General features: G+C 53.2%; 18 protein-coding genes and 1 tRNA gene. 10 read left to right on the top strand and 9 right to left on the bottom strand.

Going from position 1 to position 23,132, the window contains the following annotated elements; genetic code table 11:
* Positions 1–3: 3 nt before the first annotated feature.
* Positions 4–1,782: a glycoside hydrolase family 2 protein gene (locus NSU14_RS19785; RefSeq protein WP_336102211.1), complete on the top strand. Its 1,779-nt coding sequence runs from the start codon at positions 4–6 to the stop codon at positions 1,780–1,782.
* A gap of 498 nt (positions 1,783–2,280) precedes the next feature.
* Here the strand turns inward: NSU14_RS19785 and NSU14_RS19780 are convergent, their stop codons facing one another.
* Positions 2,281–3,561, bottom strand: coding sequence for a histidine--tRNA ligase (locus NSU14_RS19780; RefSeq protein WP_336102212.1), 1,281 nt, complete (start codon positions 3,559–3,561; stop codon positions 2,281–2,283).
* Between the two features lie 287 nt (positions 3,562–3,848).
* On the opposite strand from NSU14_RS19780, the gene NSU14_RS19775 reads away from it, so the two are divergent.
* The 3 genes from NSU14_RS19775 (at position 3,849) to NSU14_RS19765 (ending at position 7,914) form a co-directional block, all read left to right on the top strand.
* On the top strand, positions 3,849–4,502 hold the full coding sequence (locus NSU14_RS19775) for an HD domain-containing protein (RefSeq protein WP_076244154.1): 654 nt from the start codon (positions 3,849–3,851) through the stop codon (positions 4,500–4,502).
* Positions 4,503–4,592: 90 nt separating this feature from the next.
* Positions 4,593–6,044 carry a DEAD/DEAH box helicase gene (locus tag NSU14_RS19770; protein ID WP_076244156.1) on the top strand — a complete coding sequence of 484 codons (1,452 nt, stop codon included), beginning with the start codon at positions 4,593–4,595 and terminating at the stop codon, positions 6,042–6,044.
* Positions 6,045–6,684: 640 nt separating this feature from the next.
* Complete coding sequence (locus NSU14_RS19765) at positions 6,685–7,914, top strand: M20 family metallopeptidase (protein WP_042135629.1); 1,230 nt, start codon at positions 6,685–6,687, stop codon at positions 7,912–7,914.
* 96 nt (positions 7,915–8,010) lie between these two features.
* On the opposite strand, the gene NSU14_RS19760 is transcribed toward NSU14_RS19765, so the two are convergent.
* Positions 8,011–8,715: a hypothetical protein gene (locus NSU14_RS19760; RefSeq protein ID WP_340946920.1), complete on the bottom strand. Its 705-nt coding sequence runs from the start codon at positions 8,713–8,715 to the stop codon at positions 8,011–8,013.
* Between the two features lie 150 nt (positions 8,716–8,865).
* Positions 8,866–10,581, bottom strand: coding sequence for an ABC transporter ATP-binding protein (locus tag NSU14_RS19755; protein ID WP_340946917.1), 1,716 nt, complete (start codon positions 10,579–10,581; stop codon positions 8,866–8,868).
* A 220-nt stretch (positions 10,582–10,801) separates the two neighbouring features.
* Here NSU14_RS19755 and NSU14_RS19750 point away from each other — a divergent pair, with 220 nt between their 5' ends.
* The 4 genes from NSU14_RS19750 to NSU14_RS19735 all read left to right on the top strand — a co-directional run bounded on the left by NSU14_RS19750 (position 10,802) and on the right by NSU14_RS19735 (position 15,515).
* Positions 10,802–10,906: a YjcZ family sporulation protein gene (locus tag NSU14_RS19750; RefSeq protein WP_216626667.1), complete on the top strand. Its 105-nt coding sequence runs from the start codon at positions 10,802–10,804 to the stop codon at positions 10,904–10,906.
* Positions 10,907–11,146: 240 nt separating this feature from the next.
* On the top strand, positions 11,147–12,379 hold the full coding sequence (locus tag NSU14_RS19745) for a CynX/NimT family MFS transporter (protein ID WP_076244166.1): 1,233 nt from the start codon (positions 11,147–11,149) through the stop codon (positions 12,377–12,379).
* Between the two features lie 401 nt (positions 12,380–12,780).
* A complete protein-coding gene (locus tag NSU14_RS19740) occupies positions 12,781–13,803 on the top strand; it encodes an ABC transporter substrate-binding protein (protein WP_340946914.1) in 1,023 nt (340 codons plus the stop codon).
* A gap of 110 nt (positions 13,804–13,913) precedes the next feature.
* Entirely contained in the window at positions 13,914–15,515 is a 1,602-nt protein-coding gene (locus NSU14_RS19735) for a helix-turn-helix domain-containing protein (RefSeq protein WP_340946912.1), read from the top strand.
* A 7-nt stretch (positions 15,516–15,522) separates the two neighbouring features.
* Here NSU14_RS19735 and NSU14_RS19730 read toward each other — a convergent pair whose 3' ends face one another.
* From NSU14_RS19730 to NSU14_RS19720, 3 genes are read right to left on the bottom strand one after another with little or no spacing between them, the layout of a single operon-like run.
* On the bottom strand, positions 15,523–16,773 hold the full coding sequence (locus NSU14_RS19730) for an MFS transporter (protein WP_340946910.1): 1,251 nt from the start codon (positions 16,771–16,773) through the stop codon (positions 15,523–15,525).
* Positions 16,770–17,402 carry a LysE family translocator gene (locus NSU14_RS19725; protein ID WP_340946908.1) on the bottom strand — a complete coding sequence of 211 codons (633 nt, stop codon included), beginning with the start codon at positions 17,400–17,402 and terminating at the stop codon, positions 16,770–16,772. Before NSU14_RS19725 ends, NSU14_RS19730 begins: the two co-directional genes overlap by 4 nt.
* On the bottom strand, positions 17,399–17,866 hold the full coding sequence (locus tag NSU14_RS19720; RefSeq protein ID WP_042234929.1) for an Lrp/AsnC family transcriptional regulator: 468 nt from the start codon (positions 17,864–17,866) through the stop codon (positions 17,399–17,401). The genes NSU14_RS19725 and NSU14_RS19720 overlap by 4 nt, the downstream gene beginning before the upstream one ends.
* Positions 17,867–18,080: 214 nt before the next feature.
* On the opposite strand from NSU14_RS19720, the gene NSU14_RS19715 reads away from it, so the two are divergent.
* Positions 18,081–18,164 (top strand) — tRNA-Leu (locus tag NSU14_RS19715).
* 603 nt (positions 18,165–18,767) lie between these two features.
* Here NSU14_RS19715 and NSU14_RS19710 read toward each other — a convergent pair.
* The 3 genes from NSU14_RS19710 to NSU14_RS19700 form a co-directional block, all read right to left on the bottom strand.
* Entirely contained in the window at positions 18,768–19,697 is a 930-nt protein-coding gene (locus NSU14_RS19710) for an IS3 family transposase (RefSeq protein WP_340946906.1), read from the bottom strand.
* Between the two features lie 5 nt (positions 19,698–19,702).
* A complete protein-coding gene (locus NSU14_RS19705) occupies positions 19,703–20,017 on the bottom strand; it encodes a helix-turn-helix domain-containing protein (protein WP_052421685.1) in 315 nt (104 codons plus the stop codon).
* Positions 20,018–20,655: 638 nt separating this feature from the next.
* Positions 20,656–22,110: an MDR family MFS transporter gene (locus NSU14_RS19700; RefSeq protein WP_340946904.1), complete on the bottom strand. Its 1,455-nt coding sequence runs from the start codon at positions 22,108–22,110 to the stop codon at positions 20,656–20,658.
* Positions 22,111–22,374: 264 nt separating this feature from the next.
* On the opposite strand from NSU14_RS19700, the gene NSU14_RS19695 reads away from it, so the two are divergent.
* On the top strand, positions 22,375–23,052 hold the full coding sequence (locus NSU14_RS19695; RefSeq protein WP_340946903.1) for a TetR/AcrR family transcriptional regulator: 678 nt from the start codon (positions 22,375–22,377) through the stop codon (positions 23,050–23,052).
* Positions 23,053–23,132: the final 80 nt, after the last annotated feature.

The following is a 23,132-nucleotide window of genomic DNA, read 5'->3' as shown; positions in this document are numbered from 1 at the left end:
ATAATGACAAATCAGCAACGTGCGGAATATCCGCGTCCGCAATTTGTACGCGACAATTGGGTGAATTTGAACGGGGAGTGGGAGTTTGCTTTTGACGATGACAATGTAGGCAGCCGGGAACAGTGGCATCTGGGAAATAAACCGTTGGCTCAGCGGATACAGCTTCCATTTGCTTTTCAGAGCAGCCTGAGCGGGATCGGCGATCCCGGATTTCATGATATCGTCTGGTACCGGCGGGAGCTGGAGATTCCGGAGGCTTTTGCAGGTAAGGAGATTCTGCTGCATTTCGGTGCTGTCGATTATGAGGCCTCCGTCTGGGTCAACGGAATACTGGTGGCGAAGCATGAGGGCGGGCATACGCCGTTCCATGCCGGGATCAGCGCCGCACTCGCGCCTGTGGGTCAGCCTAACATTCTGGTGGTCAAAGCTGTGGATTACAGCAAGGACGTAACTTTGCCCCGGGGCAAGCAATACTGGAAAAGCGATTCAGCCAGCATTTTCTATACCCGGACAACGGGGATCTGGCAGACGGTGTGGATGGAGGCGGTATCCTCCGTCTATCTCGGCAAGGTGAAGCTGACGCCGGATATTGACCGCAAGAGCATTGAAATCCGCTCCTTCATTAAAGGTGCGCTAACCAGTAATGGAGAGCTGAACAGTGATTCCCTGAAACTTCAGGTGGAGATCACGTTTGAAGGCCAGCCGATTTCAAGTGATATGTACTCTGTGCGCAACCCGGAAGAGTCCCGGAGCATTACCCTCAGTGATTTCAATGACCATGGGCACGGGCACTGGTGGTCGCCGGAGCAGCCGAATCTCTATGATGTCACTTTTACCCTGCTGGATGGCGGGAAGGTGCTGGATCTGGTAACCAGTTATTTCGGTATGCGCAAAATCTCGGTCGAAAGCGGCAGACTCTGCCTCAACAACCGCCCTTATTTCATGAAGCTGGTGCTGGATCAGGGGTATTTTCCGGACGGCAACCTGACACCGCCCAGCGATGAGGCGATCCGCCGGGATGTCGAGCTGACCAAGGAGATGGGCTTCAACGGTGCGCGCAAGCACCAGAAGCTGGAGGACCCGCGTTACCTGTACTGGTGTGACAAGCTGGGTCTGCTCGTCTGGGGCGAAGCGGCCAATGCCTATGAATACTCGGAAGAGTATGTCCGCCGCTTCACCCAGGAATGGCAGGAGAGCATCGAACGGGATTACAACCATCCTTCCATTGTAGTCTGGGTTCCGCTCAACGAGAGCTGGGGCGTACCGAACATCGCCGCCGACAAACAGCAGCAGCAGCATGCCCAGGCGATGTACCATTTGACCAAGTCGCTGGACGGGATGCGGCCGGTTGTCTCCAATGACGGCTGGGAGCTGGTCGCCACAGACCTGTTCAACATCCACGATTACGAGTGGCGGCGCGAGGTGCTTGAGCAGCGCTATTCCTCCGTGGAGCTGGCCGTCAGCGGCCTGCCGGGTAACCGCAAGTTGGCGGTAGAAGGCTTCCCGTATGCGGACCAGCCGATTCTCATCACAGAATTCGGCGGTGTCGCCTACAAAAAAAGCGACTGGGACGGCTGGGGCTACTCCGGCGCAGAGAACGACGAAGACTTCGCCGCGCGTCTGCGGGCGGTGATACAGCCGCTGCTGTTGTCCGGGGTGGTGCAGGGCTACTGCTACACCCAGCTTACGGATGTGGAACAGGAGATAAACGGCCTGCTGACGTATGACCGCGTACCGAAGCTGCCGCTGGAGCTGATCCGGGCGATTAATGAGGGGAAATAGGCGTAGGAATAGTTAGGCGAAGCTCATGCTGTTAAGTCCAGGCTATAGAAAAGCTGCCTTCCGGTACGGAAATCGTACGGAGGCAGCTTTTTAACTTTTTTAGCACGGAGCTATGAGAAATCCTGCACTAAATACAACAATCGGTGCTTTTTAAATCCCGTTTTAGGGAATTGTTGTACGAAATACAACAATCGGCGCCCGGGATGCGCCAATCTGAAGATAATCTTGCAAAAAGTACAACAATTTGTGAACGCAGCCGCCAACTGAGCGGAAATCCTGCAAAAAGTACAACATTTTTCGGCTCAGCGCAACCGGTTGACTGAAATCTTGCACAAATTACAACAATAAGCAGTCCCAGAGGTCAAGCAAGCTGATAGCAATCCTGCAAAACGTACAACTATCAGCCGTCGGCATCTGTATTCAGATACTGGTGAGGGGAGCGTATGCAAACTTGTCTGTCTGACAGTGACTTTGGACCTGGAGCAGACTCAACAAGCTTTACCCGGCAATCAACTGAGCCGCCTCCCCCACCGTAACCAATCTCTCGCTCCCCAGCGTCATATCCTTGAGCCGCAGCTTGCCCTCAGCCGCTTCACTCTCACCAACCATAATGACATACCGGATGCCCTTGGCACTCGCTGCGGCCAGCGTTTTTTTGAGCTTGCGCGTGCCGGTGTCTACGCCCGTGCGGATGCCGGAGGCCCGCAGCGCAGCGGCGGCAACCAGAGCCTCCGGCAGATATCCGCCGATCGGAATGATCAGGACCCCGGAACGTTCCGCCGTATCTGCCGGGCGTTCGCCCAGCAGGGCCATGATCGACTCCATCCCGAACGAGATGCCGACCGTAGGGTACTCTATATTATCACGCCCGACGAGCTTTCCGATGATCGCATCATATCTGCCTCCGCCCCCAAGGCTTGAGGTATAGCTGCCGGATGCGTCGAAGATTTCATAGACGGTTCCGGTATAGAAGGAGAGGCCGCGTGAGAGAAAGGGATCGAAGACGCAAACGGCGCCAAGCCCAATCGCATCAATCAGTTGCTGCAGCGCGAGTACTTCAAGCGCGCCGGGCTGGCCTTCAAGCTTATACTTCTCCACCAGCTGCCCGAACCCCGGGTTATCCAGCTCCAGCAGCTCCGAAATCAGCCGAACCGTGTCCGCAGTCAGCTGCTTGTCCGTCAGCTCTGCCAGCACCCCGCCGCTGCCGATCTTGGCCAGCTTGTCGAGGGTCAGCATCACGGACAGCTGCTCCTCCGCCGGAACGCCGACCGCGCCCAGAATCTCGCCCAGGAACCGGCGGTTGTTCCACATCAGAACCACCGGAATATCCAGTCTGCGGAAGACCTCCGCTGCCAGCTGCATTAGCTCCGCTTCAGCCTGCGGGCCGGCAATGCCGACGACGTCCGCGTCACATTGCAGGAATTCGCGCAGGCGGCCTTTTTTGACCGGCCCATCGCGGAACACCTTGCCGATCTCATAACGCCGGTATGGGAACTCGATTCCCGGATTCATGGCAATCACCTTGGCAAAAGGGATCGTCAGATCGTAACGCAGCCCCAGTCTGCGCCCGCCCTGATCAGCCAGCTGATACATTTCGCGGAGAATCTCATCGCCCCCGGCGTATTTGGAGGTCAGCAGCTCCAGCTCGTTCAGCAGCGTGGTATCCATCGACTCGAAGCCGTACAGCTCGAACAGCTCCTGGAGTGTGGTCCGGACATTCTGGCGGATGGCCTGTTCCCGGCCGAAATAATCATAAGTTCCTTTAATATTTTGCATCATTAGCAGCTCCCTTGTTATTGAATTCCGGTAAAATAAAAAACGCGCCGGACCCCGTGGTCCCGCGCGCTTCGATATGCCGCAGGGAGGTCAAACGCGAAATGCGTTAGCCCTCCCTGAATGAATTCAGGTGTGTGCTAACGCTGCTTGTGATGATGAAGTTGATTCGGTATGATGGACAGGCAGTTCATGTGAATCAATTCCCTTCAGCTTTTAATTACTGCACATTATAGCGGATCAGGGACAGCTGTGCAACACCATATCCCTATTTTTACAAAGGAGCAATCATAATGAATCATACAGAGCTTATCACAGAAGCAGAGAACTTCGCCAAGGAGCAACTGGGCCAGGATACCACCGGCCATGACTGGTTTCACACTAACCGCGTGCGCAATACAGCGGCGCTGATCGCAGGGATGGAAGGGGCCAACGTGGTGATCTGCACAATCGCCGCGCTGCTGCATGATGTGGCCGACGAGAAGCTGAATCCCTCCAAAGAAGCAGGACTGCTCAAAGTACATACTTGGCTGGCCGCACATCTCCCGGATGAAGCTGCAAACAAGCAGATTATGGAGATCATCGGGACGATGTCGTTCAGCGGCGGCGGTGGCGCACCGATGTCTACGCTGGAAGGACAAGTGGTGCAGGATGCGGACCGTCTGGATGCGCTGGGGGCGATCGGGATTACGCGTACAATGGTCTTTTCAGGAGCGAAGGGCCGTCCGGTCTATGATCCGGAAATTCCGCCAAGGGACGACTCGCTGAAAGAGGAATACCGCAACTATTCCAAGGGAACGGCGGTCAATCATTTTTATGAGAAGCTGCTTAAGCTGAAGGACCTCATGAACACCTCTTACGGCAAACAGCTGGCGGAGGAGCGGCATCAGTTTATGCTGATTTTTTTGGAGCAATTTCATAAGGAATGGAATCAAGGGGCAGAGTAGGTGTTATAATGGAATAATGCGCAAGATGGATGGAACGCGGGAAACCCCGCTTGAACCGGAACAATCGGCATAGAAGAGGTTGGATACAATATGAGTGAAGTACAAGTACAGTTTAGTGATTATGGTTTGAATGAAGAGCTTATCCGCGCGCTGGAGGTTCTGAAGTACGTAGACCCCACCGAGGTGCAGCGGAAGGTCATTCCGGTAGCGCTGAAGGCGCAGGATCTGATCGTGAAGTCACAGACGGGCAGCGGCAAAACCGCAGCCTTCGCCATCCCGCTCTGTGAGCTGGTCGATTGGAATGAGAACAAACCCCAGGCACTGGTGCTGACCCCAACCCGAGAGCTGGCCCAGCAGGTGCGTGAGGATATTACGAATATCGGGCGCTTCAAGCGGATTAAGGCGGTAGCGCTGTTCGGCAAGCAGCCTTTTGCCCCGCAGAAGATCGAGCTGACTCAGAAGACGCATGTGGTCGTTGGCACGCCGGGCCGTGTGTTCGACCATATCGACCGCGGAACGCTGAATCTTAGCCGGATTAAATATCTGGTGATTGATGAGGCGGACGAAATGCTCAGCATGGGCTTCATTGAGCAGATTGAGAAGATTATCAAGCAGCTGCCGAAGGAACGTGTAACGATGCTGTTCTCGGCGACGCTGCCGGAAGTGATTAAGAATCTGTGCCGTAAGTACATGACGGAGCCGGTGGATATCGAGATCGAAGCCAGCGGAATTACGACGGCGTCGATTGAGCATGCGCTGATTGAAGTGAGACAAGCTGCCAAGTTTGGACTGCTGAGCGACCTGCTGACAGTGGAGAATCCGGATAGCTGTATTATTTTTTGCCGCACCCAGGAGCAGGTGAATGCCCTCTTCCGCGGGATGGCGGATCTGGAATATCCGGTGGACAAAATCCACGGCGGCATGGAGCAGGACGAGCGTTTTGAGGTCATGAATGCATTTAAGCGGGGCCAGTTCCGTTATCTGATCGCCACCGATGTTGCAGCCAGAGGGATTGATATCGAGAACATCACCCATGTCATTAACTACGATATCCCGCTCGAAAAAGAGAGCTACGTCCACCGCACCGGCCGGACCGCCCGCGCAGGCAAAAGCGGCAAAGCGATCACCTTCGTTACGCCAAACGAGCACAAATGGGTCAAGGAAATCGAAGGCTACATCGGCTTCACCCTGCCGGAGATGAAAGCTCCTTCAGATGATGCCGTGGCCTACGCCAAACCGGCGTTCGATCTGAAGCTGGGCAAGCAGCAGGTCCGCAAAGCCGGCAAAACCGAGGTCATGAACCAGGACATCATGAAGCTCTACTTCAACGGCGGCAAGAAAAAGAAGCTCCGCGCGGTCGATTTCGTTGGCACTATCGCCAAGCTTGAGGGCATCACGGCTGCGGACATCGGAATCATCACGATCCAGGACAACGTAACCTACGTCGATATTCTGAACGGCAAGGGATCGCTTGTGCTGCAGGCGATGAAGGAGACAACCGTGAAGGGCAAGCTGCTGAAGTGCCATATCGCCAAAAAATAAGCCGTTTCAAAGAGCTGTCACACCAATTGTTATACGGGGTGGCGGCTTTTTTGCGATGTATGAGAGCCTGCGAACAAATGTATGTGAAAAACCGAATACAATGTGCCACGAATGGAGCAAACGGGCCAAATGTATGCGGAAAACCGAATACAATGTGCCGCGAATGGAGCAAACGGACCAAATGTATGCGAAAAACCGAATACAATGTGCGACGAATGGAGTAGATGAGCCAAATGTATGTGAAAAACCGAATACAATGTGCCACGAATGGAGCAAACGGGCCAAATGTATGCGGAAAACCGAGTACAATGTGCCACGAATGGAGTAAACGAGCCAAATGTATGCGAAAAACCGAATACAATATGCCTCCGATAGCTGGGGAAGCCGATCATCCGGGAAATGTTGGAGGTAAAGAAGCTGATACGTTTAGCGGCGCCAAGGTTTTGTCCTGAGTGATACGTATGCTCCAGGACAACGTGACTTTTGCGGCTGCAAAAATCCCGGAGATCACGTAGATTTCAACATAAGTTATATGCATGATCTGGATGGGCGTGCTGTAAACTTGGCCGAAACGAGGATGAACTGGACTGAGTTGAACTAAACTGAATTGAAACTACCTAACCAAGGAGGATGTTGAACTATGATCAATGTGAGAAGCCGCGAGTTTGCCGTGCCTCTTCTGCAGCGTCTGATCCAAGTGGATACCTGTAATCCTCCCGGCAATGAGCACAGGCTGTCTCTGCTGCTGCAGGAGGTGTTGCGGGAGCTGGGCATATCCAGCAGCATTACGATTGTGGAGCAGGGACGGAGCAACCTGGAGGCGGTGATTGCCGGCTCCGGCAACCGGAAGCTGATGTTCTGCGGCCATCTTGATACGGTCAGTCCCTGGAGCGAAGCAGCAGGCAGCTATCCCCCGCATGGCGCGGTGATTGAGGGGGACCGGATGTATGGCCGGGGCACCTCGGATATGAAAAGCGGCCTGGCCGCCATGCTGCTCGCCGCAGCTTCCCTGCAACAGGACGGCATCCGGCTGGCCGGTGATCTGCTCATCCTGGCGACAGCCGGGGAAGAGGTGGACAGCTGCGGCGCACGGCTATATGCCGAGCAGCACAGGCACGACCTGCCGGAGCTGGACGGCCTCGTCATCGGCGAGCCGACATGCAGCCGGGTGGCGGTCGGCCACAAAGGCGCCCTCTGGCTGCGCATTTCCCTCTTCGGACGCAGCGCCCACGGCTCCATGCCGCAGCTTGGACTCAATGCGGTGGAGGGCATGATGGAGGTAATCGCGCTGCTGCACCGCCATGCTCTGGAGTGGCAGGCCACAGATCCGGTTCTTGGTTCAAGCAGCCTGTCCGTGAACAAGATTACCGGTGGTGTACAGACCAATGTGGTCCCGGATTCCTGCACCATCGATGTGGATATCCGCACCGTTCCGCCGCTGGAGCATGGTCCGCTGCTGCGGGAGATTGAGGACAAGCTCCAGGATATCCGGCAGCGTCATGCGGACTACCGTTATCAGGTAGAGCAGCTGTTGGACCGCAGTGTGGTCTATACTGATCCCGGCCAGCGTTTGATTACTACGGCTTTGGAAATTGCTGCGCAGCAGAGGCGGCAGGGCCAAGCGGGAGGCCCTGCTGAAGAAGCAGAAGGTGATGCGGCAAGAGACGTAACTCCAATTCAAGGCGTACCCTACTACACGGACGGCTCCGTGCTGCATGATAACGGCAGGCTTCCGGTGTTGATCTACGGACCGGGCGACCACCGCCTTGCCCACCAGCCGGATGAGTGGGTGGATATTGAGGCTTACCTGGAATCAATCGACTTTTATAGAGAGCTGGCGATCCGTTTTCTGGGCAGGACTGATGATTAGAACACTTAACGCTGATGAGCAGATGCCAATCTTAAACGAACAAACTGGGGCATAGGTAACCTTGCAGTTTGGTTGATTGTACTTTATAGGCCGTTTCTAAGGTTGTAATAAACTTCGGATTTCGTCGCCGACAATTCTGGTATCCCAAGGCGAAAAGAACACATTCACACCGTCATCAACAAGAGAAAAGGAGAAGGCAAACGGCCCGCTGGTATATAGGACTACCTGATAATATTCCGGATCACCGTCCTTATTCTGAGGGCTGTAATTTTGCGTGTTTTTTCCGCTTTCCAGCAAGTGAATGAAGCGCTTGGTTTCATCATCGGTTAGAGTTTTGTAAGGCTTCACATCATCCTGATGATATAGTTCAACCCGCTCTATATTGTGTTTAATGACGTCGTTATATCGCTGCTGCAGGTTATTGGAGTAATCATCCTCCACATATAAGCGGTATCCGCCGATGCGTGTTTCATCTTTAGCGGCAATAACTTCGTCTGTCTTAAAGCCTTCAATGCGGTATAGCTTAGTTCCTTTTTCCAAAAAGGCAGCATCGCCATCCTTCGTCTGGTAATGAGGATTAGTAACGACATCCGCGACTTTAAAGTCCACTTTACCAACAGTCTCAGTGGTGACTTGATCCGGATTCTTAATCACGTTTTCCCAAGATCCGGTGTAGGAATGTCCATTCAACTTTAGGAAATCCACCCAATCAATTGCAGAGCCGCCCTTAATCCGAGTACTACTCGAGCAGCCGCATAGGACTATAACAGCCGTTAGCAATATGAGTATTTTTATTTTCATCCTAAGACCCCCGCCTTTCTTCAGTTGCATTACATATACTAATTGACGAAACTGTTCACGGGAGGTTGCGGGAATGAGGCCCGTGAACGAAAAAAACCTTGCGAAGTGCAGCACGCAGGCCGCATCTCGCAAGGTTTTTAATGTGTACTCCTAAGCATTATACTGCGCCTGATACAGGCGGCTATAAGTGCCTCCGGCGCCCACCAGATCCTCATGGCGGCCTTCCTCAGAGATGCCGTCCTCGCTGACCACGATAATCCGGTCGGCATTCTTGATCGTTGTCAGGCGGTGGGCGATGACAAGGGTTGTGCGGCCCACGGACAGGTCAGCCAGCGACTGCTGAATCGCCGCTTCGGTCTCGGTGTCGAGGGCCGAGGTGGCTTCGTCCAGAATCAGAATCGGCGGATTCTTGAGGAACATGCGGGCGATCGCCAGGCGCTGCTTCTGTCCGCCGGACAGCTTGACGCCGCGTTCCCCGATAACGGTATCCATCCCGTTCGGCAGGCTGTTGATCAGCTCTTCCAGGTGAGCTTGACGTGCGGCCTGCCAGATCTCCGGCAGCTCTGCATCCAGCTTACCGTAAGCGATATTCTCACGGATCGTGCCGGAGAAGAGGAACACATCCTGCTGCACGATCCCGATCTGCTTCCGCAGCGAGGTGAGCTTCATATCGCGGATATCGATCCCATCGATGGAGATGGCTCCGCCGGTCACATCATAGAAGCGGGGAAGCAGGCTGCAGATCGTTGTTTTACCGGCGCCGGAAGGTCCGACGAAGGCAATGGTTTCACCGGCGTTTACGTTCAGGCTAATATCCGCCAGAACCGTACGGTCCGCTTCATAGCCGAAGCTGACATTGCTGAAGCTGATATCCCCGCGGAGTGAGCCTACTTCTACAGCATCCGGCTTGTCCGCGATATCGGGCTCGGTATCAATGACTTCAAGATAACGCTTGAACCCGGCAATCCCCTTCGGATAGCTCTCGATGACGGAGTTGATTTTCTCAATCGGGCGGAAGAAGACGTTAGCCAGCAGGATGAAAGCGACGAATTCCCCGATCTCAAGCTCTCCCTGAATGAAGAACCAGGCGCCGCAGACCATTACTACAATGGTAATCAGACGGGTCATCATATAGCTGACCGAGGAGCTTTTGGCCATCAGCTTATAAGCCATCAGCTTGGTCTGGCGGAACTTCTGGTTGTCCACAGCGAACAGCTCTTTCTCATATTCCTCATTGGCAAAAGACTGAACCACACGAATCCCGCCGACATTGTCCTCGATCCGGGCATTAAAGTTACCCACATTGCCGAACAGACGATGGTAAGTTTCCGTCATATTGCGGCCGAAATGGATGATGACCCAGGCCATAACCGGCACGATGATGAAGGTGATCACAGCCAGCTGGAGATTGATATCCGCCATCAGAATAAATGCACCGATCAGTGTCATGACAGCGATGAACACATCCTCCGGCCCGTGATGGGCCACTTCGCCGATATCGTTCAGGTCATTGGTAATTCTGCCGAGCAGATGACCTGTTTTGTTATTATCGAAGAAGCGGAAGGACAGCTTCTGGATATGATCGAACATTTTTTTGCGCATATTGGTCTCAATGTTAATGCCCAGCATGTGCCCCCAGTAAGTGACAACATAGTTCATTGCCGTATTCAGCGCGTAAATTCCGAGCAAGACCACACAGGCAATCAGAATCAGCGGCCAGTCCTGACCCGGCAGCAGATCATCAATGAATTTATTGACCGCTACGGGAAAAGCAAGCTCCAGCAGACCGGCACCTACCGCACAGGTGAAGTCGAGGATAAACAGCTTCTTATAAGGACGGTAATAGGAGAAAAAACGACGCAGCATCTCTTGTTCACTCTTTTCTGTAGTGTGTTATGTATCTGGTTATTGAGATTGATTCTCAAGTGAACCTTATTCTTAGGATACTAAAGAGGGTTACATGATTTGTCAACGGTAAGATGTTTAAAATTACATGTAATTCATCTGATTTATTGCCGGTTCACCCAGTCGCGAATGGCTTTTTCCACATAGTTTAACTGTATTCAAGTATAAAGGAGGAGTTAACATGAGCGAAAATGTTGGGGGATACGGCGGAGTATTCACTTCCACTGGCGCGATTCTGGTTCTGTTCATCCTGCTCGTAATCATTACTAAATCCTTCTGGATTTAATTAAGCCTCACTTATGTGTGCCGCCGCCGGTCCCCGGAGACCGGCGGTTTTTCCTGCTGCGGATGATGTTCAGACGTATTGTCAACCCTCGGAACTAACTTAAATTTGTGCAGCCTCCAGCGTAAAGAGATATAATGGCGACATGTGCCATGGATCTGAAAGTCTACTACATACAGCAGCTTTATTCCCTGACAAGCCCCCGGCTTGACGGGTGTTTTGCTGCGGCCTTGGAGGAACAACATGAAATTCAGCCGTCAAAAAAGCAACATAGCGGAGCCAGGTTTGCCCGCGCATGATTCAAATACCGCCAGCCGGTGGATGCTCATCACCGGCATAATTTGTGTCGCTGCTGCGCTGCGCGCCCCGTTCACTTCAGTCGGACCTCTCCTGGAGACAATCCGGGATGACCTGGGATTGTCTAATACCCTGGCCGGAGCGATCACGACCTTGCCGCTACTGGCCTTTGCGCTACTATCTCCATTCGCTCCACAGCTAGCCCGCAAAGTGGGACTTGCCAATATCCTGATGCTGGCTATGCTTACGCTGTCTATGGGAATACTCGTCCGTTCGGCTTCCGGAACCGTCACCTTGTTTGCGGGTACGGCAATGATTGGCCTGTCCATTGCCGTCTGCAATGTGCTGCTGCCGGGACTGATCAAGGGGAAATTCCCGCACCGCATCGGCCTGATGACCGGAATCTACACGGTCTCGATGAATATATGTGCAGCTGCTGCTTCAGGAATCAGTGTTCCTTTGGCCTCCCATGCGGGGCTTGGATGGAGGGGAACCCTGGCTTTGTGGTTTATCATCTCTGCGCTGGCTACACTGCTCTGGATTCCGCAGATGAAGAGCCTTAGCCCAAGCGGTACAGGCGCCGTGCGGTCTTCGGCTGTGCGCGTATGGCGCTCCCCGCTCGCCTGGCAGGTTACATTGTTCATGGGGCTGCAGTCGTTGCTCTACTATGTCCTGATCGCCTGGTTTTCGGTTATTCTCGGGGAGCGGGGAATGTCCTCCAGCCACGCGGGGTGGATTCTCTCACTGATGCAGCTGGCACAGCTGCCGTTTACATTCTTTGTACCGCTCTGGGCCGGACGGATGAAGAATCAGCGCCTGCTGGTAGTTATTACTTCTATTCTGTTTATCATTGGCATCCTTGGAATCTGGCTGGGCAGCACGGAGCTGATGGCGGTATGGGCGGTATGCATTGGAATCGGCGGGGGATTCGCTTTTGGACTGGCGATGATGTTCTTCAGCCTGCGCACCCGGACTACGCAGGAAGCCAGTGAGCTGTCAGGCATGGCCCAGTCGGCCGGTTATCTGCTGGCCGCGATGGGACCCGCATTGTTTGGTCTGCTGCATGATGCTACGAACAGCTGGAACACACCACTGGCGCTGCTTGCGGCGGCAAGCGTGCTCTTGTTCGCGGCTGGAATGGGGGCCGGACGGGACAGATACGTGGGTGACAGGGGATAGCGGATTATAATGAACACGGATATATTTATTATTTTCATGGATTACCTCACACATTCCATTTACAATCGGATGGTATATTAAGGATATCCTCAGCTTGTATGTGCTATATATGTTTATGAACTATGGACTCCGCCACTTGCTGGCGGGGTCAATTTTTTTAATAACTACAAGAATTTATATGTTTCACAGGATCACTTATCCTTCTATTTCTCACTGAAACGGTACCGTCCATACACAAGGGCGGCAATGTCGTTCCCGCTTACAGCAAAATTCAATACACTTAGTTTGTATAAGATTTTGGCAGAGAAAGTGCATTGAAAGCTGATCAGGACATGCTACTATTGTCATTAAGATTACATGAGAATGATAATCAATGAAAACAGACATAGGAGTGAAGAGAAATGACAAACCGGGGCCGGAAGTTTATCTGGACAATCGTACTTATGCTGGCAATGTCCGCTTTGGCGGCTTGCGGGACTGCTAACAAGGCTGCGGAGGGCAACGCTGTCCAAGCAGGGAATACAGCGGAAGAGGCAGCAGCAGCCAGTGCAACTCCTACAGAGAGCAGCAATAATGCCTCAGAAGAAGGAGCGACCCGTACGATTACCGGAGAATTCGGAGATGTAGAAATTCCCGTAAATCCTAAGCGGGTGGCGGGGATCTATGTAGAAGATTATCTGAAGGCACTAGGCGTTACTCCAGTGGTGCAGTGGTATCATCCAAGCTGGGGCAAGCAGGATTATCTGAATCTGGATGTGCCTGAATTCGATATTAGCGGCAGTATGGAAGCGTTGCTCGATAAAAATCCCGATCTGATCATTACCGATGGCGGTGCAGATGCCGCTAAGTATGAACAATATTCCATGGTGGCGCCAACCTACCGTCTGCCGGAGAGCGTGCTGCAGGATTCAAGGCTAATGCTCACAGCGATTGCCGATGCGCTGGGTATTCCGGAGAAGGGTGAGGCTGTGCTTGCTGAGTATGACCAGAAGGTAGCCGAGGGTAAAGCCAAGCTGCAGCAGGCTCTGGGACAGGAAAAGGTAGCTGTAATCCGGCTTAATGTCGCGGACAAAACCTTTGCTCTTTTTGGAGTCAAAAACCGCTTTACCGGTGTGCTCTATGATCAATTCGGTCTGACTCCTGTCCCGATGGCTGCTGAGATGACGGAATATCAGTCCATTATTTCCGAAGAAGTGATACCAGCGCTTGAAGCGGATCACATCATTGTATTCCCTGACAACGGGGACTGGGATACTGCGGCTAATCAGGAGGCGATCCAGATTCTCGATGGCCCTCTGTGGAAGAACCTGCCTGCGGTGAAGAACGGGAACATCTACAGAATGGAACGTTCCCACTGGCAATCCGGTGCAATCACGGCAAATACGATGAAGCTCGACGATCTGCTGAAGGTAATGGTGAAATAACATAATTTTGATGAAGCAAGTGAAAAGAAGGTCTATCAGCACAGTTGATAGATCTTCTTTTTTGTTTTACACTGAGTTGGTGATAATGATTCTCAATAAGGAGGGGTGGAATGGCGGATCTAGTACAGGAAAATACCGGAAGAAGGCTATTCTATAGCCTGATTAACATAGAAACCGTTGCCCAGTCCCCGTCTGGAAATGAACCGACAGATGTGTACAAGGAACATACATTAATTATAGTTTCGGAAGGGCAGGGCTGGCTCAAAGCGGATGACAGGCAATATCCCTTGGAGAAAGGTGCCGCATTTCTGATAGAGGCCGGATCACTAAACAGAATCCGGGCCGGAGAGCGGGGGCTGAGCTTTTACCGGATAGGCTTTGAGGTTATTCATACCGGAGACAGCAAACCTGACGGAGTGGAAAGGGAGTCTGGAGATGGCATGCTCCGGCCGGGATTCCTTAACTGCAGACCTTATTCGCAGTGTGTACTGCTGCTGGATTCCATTTATCATAGCCGCAGGAGTGCCGAGGATATTGAATGGTTTGCGGCTCAGACCCGTTTTCAGGAGCTCCTGCTGCTGCTCATGCGGGCGAATTCTCCGGCGATGAAGACCAGGGATGATCATGAGGCGGTGGAGCGTTCGATCCGCTATATGGAGGACCATTTCAATGAATCCTTATCTGTCGACCAGCTGGCTGAGCTTGCAGGGATTGGCCGTGCGCGATATACCCAGCTTTTTAGAGAGATTACCGGTCAGATTCCCTTGGAGCACTTGAATGGACTGCGTATTGAACGGGCACAGCAGCAGCTGCTGCTGACCAGGGACCGCCTGCATGATGTTGCACTGGCTGTCGGCTACAGTAATGAGTATTATTTCAACCGCCGCTTCAAAGGAACAGTTGGAGTAACTCCAGGCCAATACAGGAACCTTCATCAGGAGGGAGTCCGCGTATTTGCCCCTTTTCTGGAGGATTATCTGCTGGCATTGGGGATTACTCCGGTGGTGCAATATTGTCATGCCCAGTGGGGGAAGCAGGAGTATCTGGGTCTTGATCAGGTTCCTGCCTTTGATATTTCGAGCGGAGACTGGCAAGAACTCTCCCGGTATATGCCCGAGCTGATTATACTGGATGACGGCTTTCAGCGCTGGCAGCTGGGGGAATGCCGCCAGGTGGCCCCGCTGCTCCGGCTTCCGTTCCATCAGGAGGACTGGCGGGCAACGCTCCGCTCCGCAGCTGCTGTCTTCGGCAGAACGGAACGGGTGGAGGAAGTTATCGGCCATTATGAGCAGCAGGCCCGGCAGGCCAAGCGGATGCTCAGCCGCAGCATCCGGGGACAGACGGTAGCGTTACTGCGGATTTCCGCTTATGGAGTTGCTCTGTATGGCTGTGATGAGCTGGGATATTCAGCAAGCGTTCTGCATGAGGATCTGGGGCTCCAGCGGCATGGATTCGTCAGCAGGCTTACCCGGGGACAGAAGCGTGTGAACCTGAGCCGTGAAGAATTGTCTGAGCTGACTGCAGATCATCTGTTTATAACTTTTGACAAGCAGGAAGGTGAAAGCCGGGAGCTGCTCGATACACAGCTATGGAGAAGCCTGCCCGCTGTGCGCAACCGCTGCGTGTACGAGGTTGATTTCATGGCCTGGATGAATTATGGTGTGCTGTCCCATCAGCGTAAAATCGAGGATGTGCTGAAGGTACTGGCGTAGGCACCAGTCACAGTCTGCGGATTGGTGAAGCAACAGCAATAAGCACCTCGATCAGCTTGGCGGCGGCGGCCAGCAGAAATACTGCACCGGGGGCCAATGCACCGCTCATCCAGCCGCCGAGTAATGCACCGGCCGGCATAGCCGTGCGGGTGACGACTCTGGAGAAGCTCAGCACTCTGCCGAGCAGCTCGGGCGGAACCTGCTCCTGGCGGATGGAAGCGGACAAGACGGACCAGGAGGTGTTGCAGGCAGCAACCAGGCCGAAGCCGATTCCCGGCGCCAGCCAGGAGTCGCCAAAGCCGGCCAGCACAAATCCGCAGGTTCCGGCCAGCAGCAGCAACGGAATCAGGCGGCCGCGCCTGAAATGACGGTCAAGATATATAACCGCAAGGCTCCCGGCGACTCCTCCGGCAGCGAGCAAGGTATAAGTCATGCCCATTTGACCTGTAGTTAAATGAAGATTGGTAATCAGGTAGTAGGTCAGGGTGGCATACGCTGCACTGTAGCCGAAGTTGCCGATGGCTGCCTGTACAGAGAGGGCCAATTGGACCGGGCTGCGGATCAGCCAGAGGAAGCCCTGGGACATTTCGGCGGCAAAAGCAGGCTTGGCGCTGCGTGTCCGTGCGGGTTCCTGCGGAAGCCGATACAGAACGCAGAGAATGACCGCGAAGGAAGCGACATCCAGCCACAGGATGGAGGTAATGCTCATAAGCGAGGCCAATCCGCCAGCGACCGCCGGTCCGAGCATATCGGCCAGCTGGCCTGCTGTCTGAACTCCGGCATTCCCCCGGGTAAGATTCTTCCCGGACAGCGCCGGAATGAGGGTTACAACCGCTATATCATAACCTGTTGATACAATGGATAAGAGCAGAGAAATGACGTACAGATGCCAAATGGCGAGCAGTCCGTAATGTGCCAGTATAGGAATGAGGGCAATGAGCCCCATTCGGATCAGATCTGCGCAGAGCATCAGCCGCTTGCGATTGAACCGGTCGAGGATCACTCCGGCAAAAGGGGCGAACAGTATGACCGGCAGCACACTGACGGCAAACAGCGAGCTCATTACCAGCACAGACCCGGTCAGCCTGTAGGAGAGCAGCGGCAGACAAAAGGTGTATAGGGCGTCTCCGATTCTGGAAATGAAATATCCGGCCAGGAAATGCACCAGCTGGAGCGGGCTGTGCGGCCGGGAGTGACGCTGTTGTTCTTGCGGCAAAGCAGAGGCTGGATTAGCAGAGGAACCGCGGGCGGTCTTCATAACAATTGCCCCCAATAAGTGGACAATACGGTGAAGCTGCCGTATAAGCTGAACAGAACCAGTATGATTGCGGTGCCCAGGCTCAGGAACCGGCTGAAGCTGCCGGACAGCCTGCCCCTGATAAGGGCGATTAGGCCGGATAACAGCAGCCACCAGGCGAAGGAGCCCAGAGCAATACCTGCCGGAAGAAACAGGGAGGCGCTGATTGACTGGCCCAGGGAAGCGGCAAGCGCCATGAAGGACAGAAGTGTTGCCGGATTGGCTAGTGTCAACAGGCAGGCGGAGGACAGGCTGTAGATATTTCCGTTGCGCACGGCTGCTGTTACCGGTTCTGCCTTGGCCGGACCCGGCCATATCGCCTTCAGCCCCAGGTAGCCGAGAAACAGGCTGCCTAGCAGACGAAGCGGAAGGGCGTAGGTGGTGGTGAAATCATTCACAACCCGGAAGCTGGCAACGGTCACCAGCGCATAGAAGGCGTCAGCGAGCGCTATTCCGGCGCCCGTGGCGAGACCGGCAGTGAAGCCGGACTTCAGTGTACGGTTCATGCACAGCAGAGACATCGGGCCGACAGGAGCGGCAATAATGAAGCCGAAGCTGAGACCGCTTAACAGGGCCAGCCATGTGTTCATGGTGTACGTTCTGCCGGGGGCAGCGGTACATGCGGAGTTTCTTTGACCGTTCCGAGGATAATCGTAGTGCGGGTCCGCACGATACCCGGCAGGCCTTTGATCTCCTCGCTGATGATCCTGTCCAGATCCCTTGTTCCCCGGCAGCGCAGCTTCAGGATGTAATCATCATCCCCGGCAGTGTGATGGCATTCCTGAACCTCCGGCAGCTTCATCACGAGTTCTATGAAGCCTTGCCGGTGTTCCGGCCGCTCCAGCGATACGGCAATCAGTGCAGCCAATCCGTAACCGGCAGATTCCGCGTCGATCAGCGCCGTATATCCGGTAATGACACCTTGCTCCTCCAGCCGCCGAACCCTGTCTGCAGTGGCAGGAGAAGAAAGACCCAGCAATCCTGCAAGCTCGGACCAGGTGATCCTGCCGTTATTCATTATTGCTGAGATGATCTTGTAATCTAAAGAATCCATGTTATTCCTCCTTATATTATTAATCCATATGAGGAATATACATTATAATAATAAGTATTTCAATAATATTCCATGCATATTATTTGCGGGTCATTGAGTGGATAGCAGGACTTTCATAGTGCTGTAATAATCACCAATAAATAATGCTTGCAATTTATATTTAAAGAGAGTATATTCTTAATTACGGTGATTGAATCACTGAACTACATAATATGCGGTCATGGCGGAATTGGCAGACGCGCTGGCTTCAGGTGCCAGTGATAGCAATATCGTGGAGGTTCGAGTCCTCTTGACCGCATCCGTTTTACAAATATGGCTCGTAATTGCTCAGGCAATTACGGGCCATTTTGATTTTTGAGCTAATGGGTGGAATGTAGGCTGGAAAGAGGCTGGGTGGGTGAATGAGGGGCAGAAGTGCCCCTAATCTGCCGGAATTGGGCGGCAAACGGAAATAAGGGGTAAAAGTGCCCCTGAATTTGCCGGAATTGGGCGGCAAACGGAAATGAGGGGTAAAAGTGCGCCTGAATTCGCCGAAAGTAGGCGTTGTGGGGAAATCAGGGGGTGAAGTTCCCTCTGAGTCCACCAAAAGTAGCCAGATGAGCGGGATGTATGCGAAAAACCGAATACAATGCACCAACGCTAGGGCAGATGGGCCGAATGTATGCGGAAAACCGAATACAATGCACCAATGATAGAGCAGATGAGCCGAATGTATGCGAAAAACCGAATACAATGCACCAATGTTAGGGCAGATGGGCCGAATGTATGCGAAAAACCGAATACAATGCACCAATGTTAGGGCAGATGGGTCGGATGTATGCGAAAAACCGAGTACAATCGGTGCGACCCCCTTATCCCGGAGTCCTCCGTATAAAATCAGTACTTGTTGTAGATATGCTCTTTATTTCGCTTTTTCTCTCGGCCAGAAGAAGCGGGAGCGGTCTTCTAGGGTCAGCACCCACTCTGCAAAGGTAGCTGGCGGCAGGTTACGAAGGCTCGTATGCATTCTGCGATTGTTGTAAAAGTCCATGTACCGGTCCACCGCTTCATAGGCCTCTTCGAACGTTTCGAATGCCTCTTTGCGGAACAAATCCCGATCGATATTACTGTGGAATGATTCAATAAAAGCATTTAAATCCGGCGTTCGAGGCGGAATACGTTCATGGGTCATTTCCCAGCTTTCACACATGTCGCCAAACAGGTGGCTGACGAACTGTGGGCCGTTGTCGGTGCGGATCACAGGGCGAGCGCTGTCAGGGGCGCAGTGATGCTCCATGGCGCGCGCCAGCGTCTGGCAGGCGTGCTTGGCCTCACACGACGATCCCCGGTGGTAGCCGACGATGACACGGGTAAACACATCGATAATGCTCAGGACAAAGAAATGCCGGTCACGTCCCTCCACATACCCGTATTTAATGTCCATCTGCCAGAGCTGGCTCGCTCCTGTAATGACTCGGTTCTCCGGCAGCTTCCGGGGATGCTTAAAGCGCTTCTGACGCTGGGGCTGCAGGATATCCAGCGCCTGACACAGCCGGTAGCTTTTCTTGTGATTGAGCTTCAACCGGTGCTGGTTCCACAAGCACTTGGCCAGGAGTTTGTACCCGTACACGTGCTCTTCTCCAGCGATTAATTCCAGCAGCCATTCCATCTCCTCGTCACTAATCTTTTCCCCAGACTCGTTAAAGGAGTAGCCTGGCTGGGGTCTTCCACGCCCCCCTTGAACGGCCTTTGGGGACAGTGACCTGCGTTTCTTACGGTCGTAGTACGTGGACTCTGCTAGCCCCATGAGACGCAGTACCAAAGCTGCGGTATTCCCCTGCTTAATGAACATGTCGGCTACCTCGATTTTTTCGGATAAGCAGGGGTTGGCTTTTTTAGCAGTTCACGCAGAATCTCAATCTCTAACTCCTTTTCGCCGAGTATCTTGACGGCCTTCTCGTATTTCTGCTCCACTTCCAGGAGGCGCTTCAGTTCCTCCACCTGCTCCTGGGGATACGGATGATCTTGTTCCCCATGGGCCCCTCGGTAATCTCTCACCCACTGATTCACCGTCGCTGGGGTCACCCCATATTTTCGGGCAACCACCGCTGCCTTAATGCCAGACAACACCTCTTGCGCTGCCTTCTCTCTTGTTCCCGTTAAGTGTCCCATTGTGTTCATCCTCCTCCTGTATTCAGTCTACATTTTTATGGGGGAGGACTCCAACTTCATTAGGGGGCTGTGGAGCAATGCACCAGCGATAGGGTAAATGAGAAGAATGTATGCGAAAAACCGAATACAATGCACCAACTCTAGGGCAGATGGGCCGAATGTATGCGGAAAACCGAATACAATGCACCAATGTTAGGGCAGATGGGCCGGATGTATGCGAAAAACCGAATACAATGCACCAGCGATAGGGCAGATGGGACGAATGTATGCGAAAAACCGAAGACAATGCACCAATGTTAGGGCAGATGGGCCGGATGTATGCGAAAAACCGAAGACAATGCACCAATTATAGGACTGATGTGGGCGGGATGAGAAACGTGAAGCCGCAAAAGATGCTACCCGGTAAGGGGAGCATCTTTTTTTGCGTGATATGCGTGATATGCGTGATATGCGTGATATGCGTGATATGCGTGATATGCGTGATATGCGTGATATGCGTGATATGCGTGATATGCGTGATATGCGTGATATGCGTGATGCGTGATATACGTGATGTACGCTATGTGAGGCGAAGCCGGATGCACTTAACTTCATGCCGATCAACTTGCGTAGCGCGATGGCCTCTTTAAATACCTTATTCACTGCCCGCTTCCGTGCTCCTGCTTCCGCAGGAACAGACTCAATACAACCCCGCAAAGTGCCAGACTCAGCGGAAGCAGGAAGGTGTCGCGGAACCCTGCAACCATCGCTGCAGTATGGGCATAAGCTGAAGCGGAGCTGGCCTGGCTCATGTGCTCAGCGATGTTGGAAGACAATAGACCGGAGATGATGGCAATGGCGAAGGAGCCGACAATCTGCTGGGCGGAGGTGGTCAGCGGGGTTACCCGGCTGATCAGGTCTTTGGGTGCCGACTTGAGTACATGGGTGCCGAGTTGCATGGTGGTGAGACCCTGGCCCAGTCCCAGAAGGGCGAAGGATCCAATCATCGCATAGATCGTCGTATCGCTGTCCAGCCGTGACAGAAGAACGAGTGCAGCCGAGAGCAGCACAAGACCGGAGAACACAGGAATCCGTGCTCCGTATTTGTCAAGAAGTCTGCCCCCAGCCATAACGCCGGCGAAGCTGACCAGCGCCTGCGGGATGATCATCATCCCGGACTCCAAGGAGGAGAAGCCTCTAACCTGCTGCAGATATAAAGGAATCAACAAGATCGAACCGAATAACGCGATCTGGTTAATCCAGACCAGAATAATGCCTTTGGTGAACTCGAAGGAACGGAAGGAGCGCAGCTCAAGCAGCGGCTCCTTCTGTCGCAGCTCTACAACAATAAATAATGACAGAGCAACTAAGCCGAAGGTAAGCGGCAGCAATGTATAGAAGTCTGTCCAACCCTCCGCGCCACCTCTGTGCACTCCGAAGACGAGACTGGAGAAGGCCAGCGGGGACAGGATCATTCCCCAAATGTCCAACTTGGCGGAGGTTCCTTTTTCGGAGACCGGAAGATACTTCATCCCTAAATAGATTGCGATCAGGCCGATAGGCAGATTGATCAGGAAAATCCAATGCCAGCTCACATATTCAAGCAGCCATCCGGATAACACGGGGCCGAGCAGCGGAGCGATCAGCATGGGCATGGCGAGGAAGCCCATCAGCTCGCCTCTCCGCTCAGGCGGGGCGATTTTGAAGGATAAGGCCATGCCGATAGGAGCCACCATGCCGCCGCCAAGACCCTGCATAATCCGGAAAACAATCAGCTGAGCCGGGGACTGGGCCGCTGCACACAGCAGGGAGCCGACAGTGAACAATAGAATAGATACAAGAAAAACACGCTTAGCGGTAAATCTGTCCGAGAACCACCCTGCGAGCGGAATGATCATGGAGGTAGCCAGCGTGTAGCCGGTAATCGCCCATTGGATGGTCTTTAGGCTGGTGTGAAATACATTCTCCAGCTCAGGTATGGCCACATTCATAATGGTATTGTCCAGCATAACCAGCAGCATTCCGGCAATGAGCGAGAAGAGTACAGGGATAAGCGGTTTGATCGAAAAAGGCCTGCCGCCTTGCAGGGCGGCTTCTGTTGCGGATGGATTCATTGCAGTACACGTCCTCTTAAAATTAATATGGGTCATCCTGCGAAGCTTGAATAATGATCGGAAAGCAGCTGACCCCTCCGGCCGGTAAGGATCTCTGCACCCTTAATCTAACGGTGTGAGATTAATATAGCACTGCCTTTTTTAACTGTAAAGGAAAATATCTAACGATGTAAGTTTATTCTGCCGCATAAATTATCTAACGATGGTAGACCCTGTTTGCAGGATCGCTTAGAATAGAAACAGCTTGTACTCGGGAGGGCTCGTATGAGAATCAAAAATCTGCAAATTACCGAACCAAATATCATCAAGGCAGCCTGGGAGCTGCTTGACCAAATAGGCATTGAGGATTTCAGTATGAGGAAGCTGGCGGATCTGCTGCATATCCAGGCCCCTTCGCTGTATTGGCATTTCAAAAGCAAGCAGAGCCTGTTTCAGACGCTCGCCAATGAGGTGGCGAAAGAGGCCCTGCAGTCTGCTAAGCTCGAAGGAGAGTGGGAAGAGCAGCTGTTTCAATGTGCATCGATGATCCGCAGCGTAATGATTAAGTATCCGTGTTCCGCCCAGCTGTTAATGAGAACGGTACCTTCCGAGCCGGACTATCTGGCCTTAATCAACTCGCTTCTGCAGATCGTGGATCATCATCCCGTCAGCGACAGCGACAAGTTTTCCTCGATTGCCTGCCTGCTGAACTATGTGATTGCTTTTGAACTCGATAAATATGAGCAACGCAGAGTCGATACAGCCATGAAGAAGGAAGCGGAGGGCGGAGCGCAAGGAATGTTTATGGATTCGCTTGCACATCTGTCCGGAGAAGGACCGAACGTGGTGCAGCGTATGCACCATAATGGCTTATTCCGCGAGCTGGGTTCGGATAACATGTTCCGTACAGGCCTGAAAATAATCATTGCAGGAATCTCACAGCTGGCCCAGCAGCAGGCGTAAGCCATAGTCTGCTGCTCCATCCAGCTTCTTGAAGAAACGACAGCCCTCATTAGGACGGCATTACCGTTTCTGTTGTAAGG

This window comes from Paenibacillus sp. FSL R10-2771 (assembly GCF_038000205.1).
GTDB classification, from domain to species: domain Bacteria; phylum Bacillota; class Bacilli; order Paenibacillales; family Paenibacillaceae; genus Paenibacillus_AQ; species Paenibacillus_AQ phytohabitans.
The sequence above is the reverse complement of the archived record's forward strand: the minus strand, read 5'-3'. Positions and strand labels throughout refer to the sequence as shown.

Coding starts and splice junctions, on each gene's coding strand:
- NSU14_RS19785 (WP_336102211.1), top strand. CDS start 4: ATGACAAATCAGCAACGTGCGGAATATCCGCGTCCGCAATTTGTACGC.
- NSU14_RS19780 (WP_336102212.1), bottom strand. CDS start 3,561: ATGATGCAAAATATTAAAGGAACTTATGATTATTTCGGCCGGGAACAG.
- NSU14_RS19775 (WP_076244154.1), top strand. CDS start 3,849: ATGAATCATACAGAGCTTATCACAGAAGCAGAGAACTTCGCCAAGGAG.
- NSU14_RS19770 (WP_076244156.1), top strand. CDS start 4,593: ATGAGTGAAGTACAAGTACAGTTTAGTGATTATGGTTTGAATGAAGAG.
- NSU14_RS19765 (WP_042135629.1), top strand. CDS start 6,685: ATGATCAATGTGAGAAGCCGCGAGTTTGCCGTGCCTCTTCTGCAGCGT.
- NSU14_RS19760 (WP_340946920.1), bottom strand. CDS start 8,715: ATGAAAATAAAAATACTCATATTGCTAACGGCTGTTATAGTCCTATGC.
- NSU14_RS19755 (WP_340946917.1), bottom strand. CDS start 10,581: ATGCTGCGTCGTTTTTTCTCCTATTACCGTCCTTATAAGAAGCTGTTT.
- NSU14_RS19750 (WP_216626667.1), top strand. CDS start 10,802: ATGAGCGAAAATGTTGGGGGATACGGCGGAGTATTCACTTCCACTGGC.
- NSU14_RS19745 (WP_076244166.1), top strand. CDS start 11,147: ATGAAATTCAGCCGTCAAAAAAGCAACATAGCGGAGCCAGGTTTGCCC.
- NSU14_RS19740 (WP_340946914.1), top strand. CDS start 12,781: ATGACAAACCGGGGCCGGAAGTTTATCTGGACAATCGTACTTATGCTG.
- NSU14_RS19735 (WP_340946912.1), top strand. CDS start 13,914: ATGGCGGATCTAGTACAGGAAAATACCGGAAGAAGGCTATTCTATAGC.
- NSU14_RS19730 (WP_340946910.1), bottom strand. CDS start 16,773: ATGAAGACCGCCCGCGGTTCCTCTGCTAATCCAGCCTCTGCTTTGCCG.
- NSU14_RS19725 (WP_340946908.1), bottom strand. CDS start 17,402: ATGAACACATGGCTGGCCCTGTTAAGCGGTCTCAGCTTCGGCTTCATT.
- NSU14_RS19720 (WP_042234929.1), bottom strand. CDS start 17,866: ATGGATTCTTTAGATTACAAGATCATCTCAGCAATAATGAATAACGGC.
- NSU14_RS19710 (WP_340946906.1), bottom strand. CDS start 19,697: ATGTTCATTAAGCAGGGGAATACCGCAGCTTTGGTACTGCGTCTCATG.
- NSU14_RS19705 (WP_052421685.1), bottom strand. CDS start 20,017: ATGGGACACTTAACGGGAACAAGAGAGAAGGCAGCGCAAGAGGTGTTG.
- NSU14_RS19700 (WP_340946904.1), bottom strand. CDS start 22,110: ATGAATCCATCCGCAACAGAAGCCGCCCTGCAAGGCGGCAGGCCTTTT.
- NSU14_RS19695 (WP_340946903.1), top strand. CDS start 22,375: ATGAGAATCAAAAATCTGCAAATTACCGAACCAAATATCATCAAGGCA.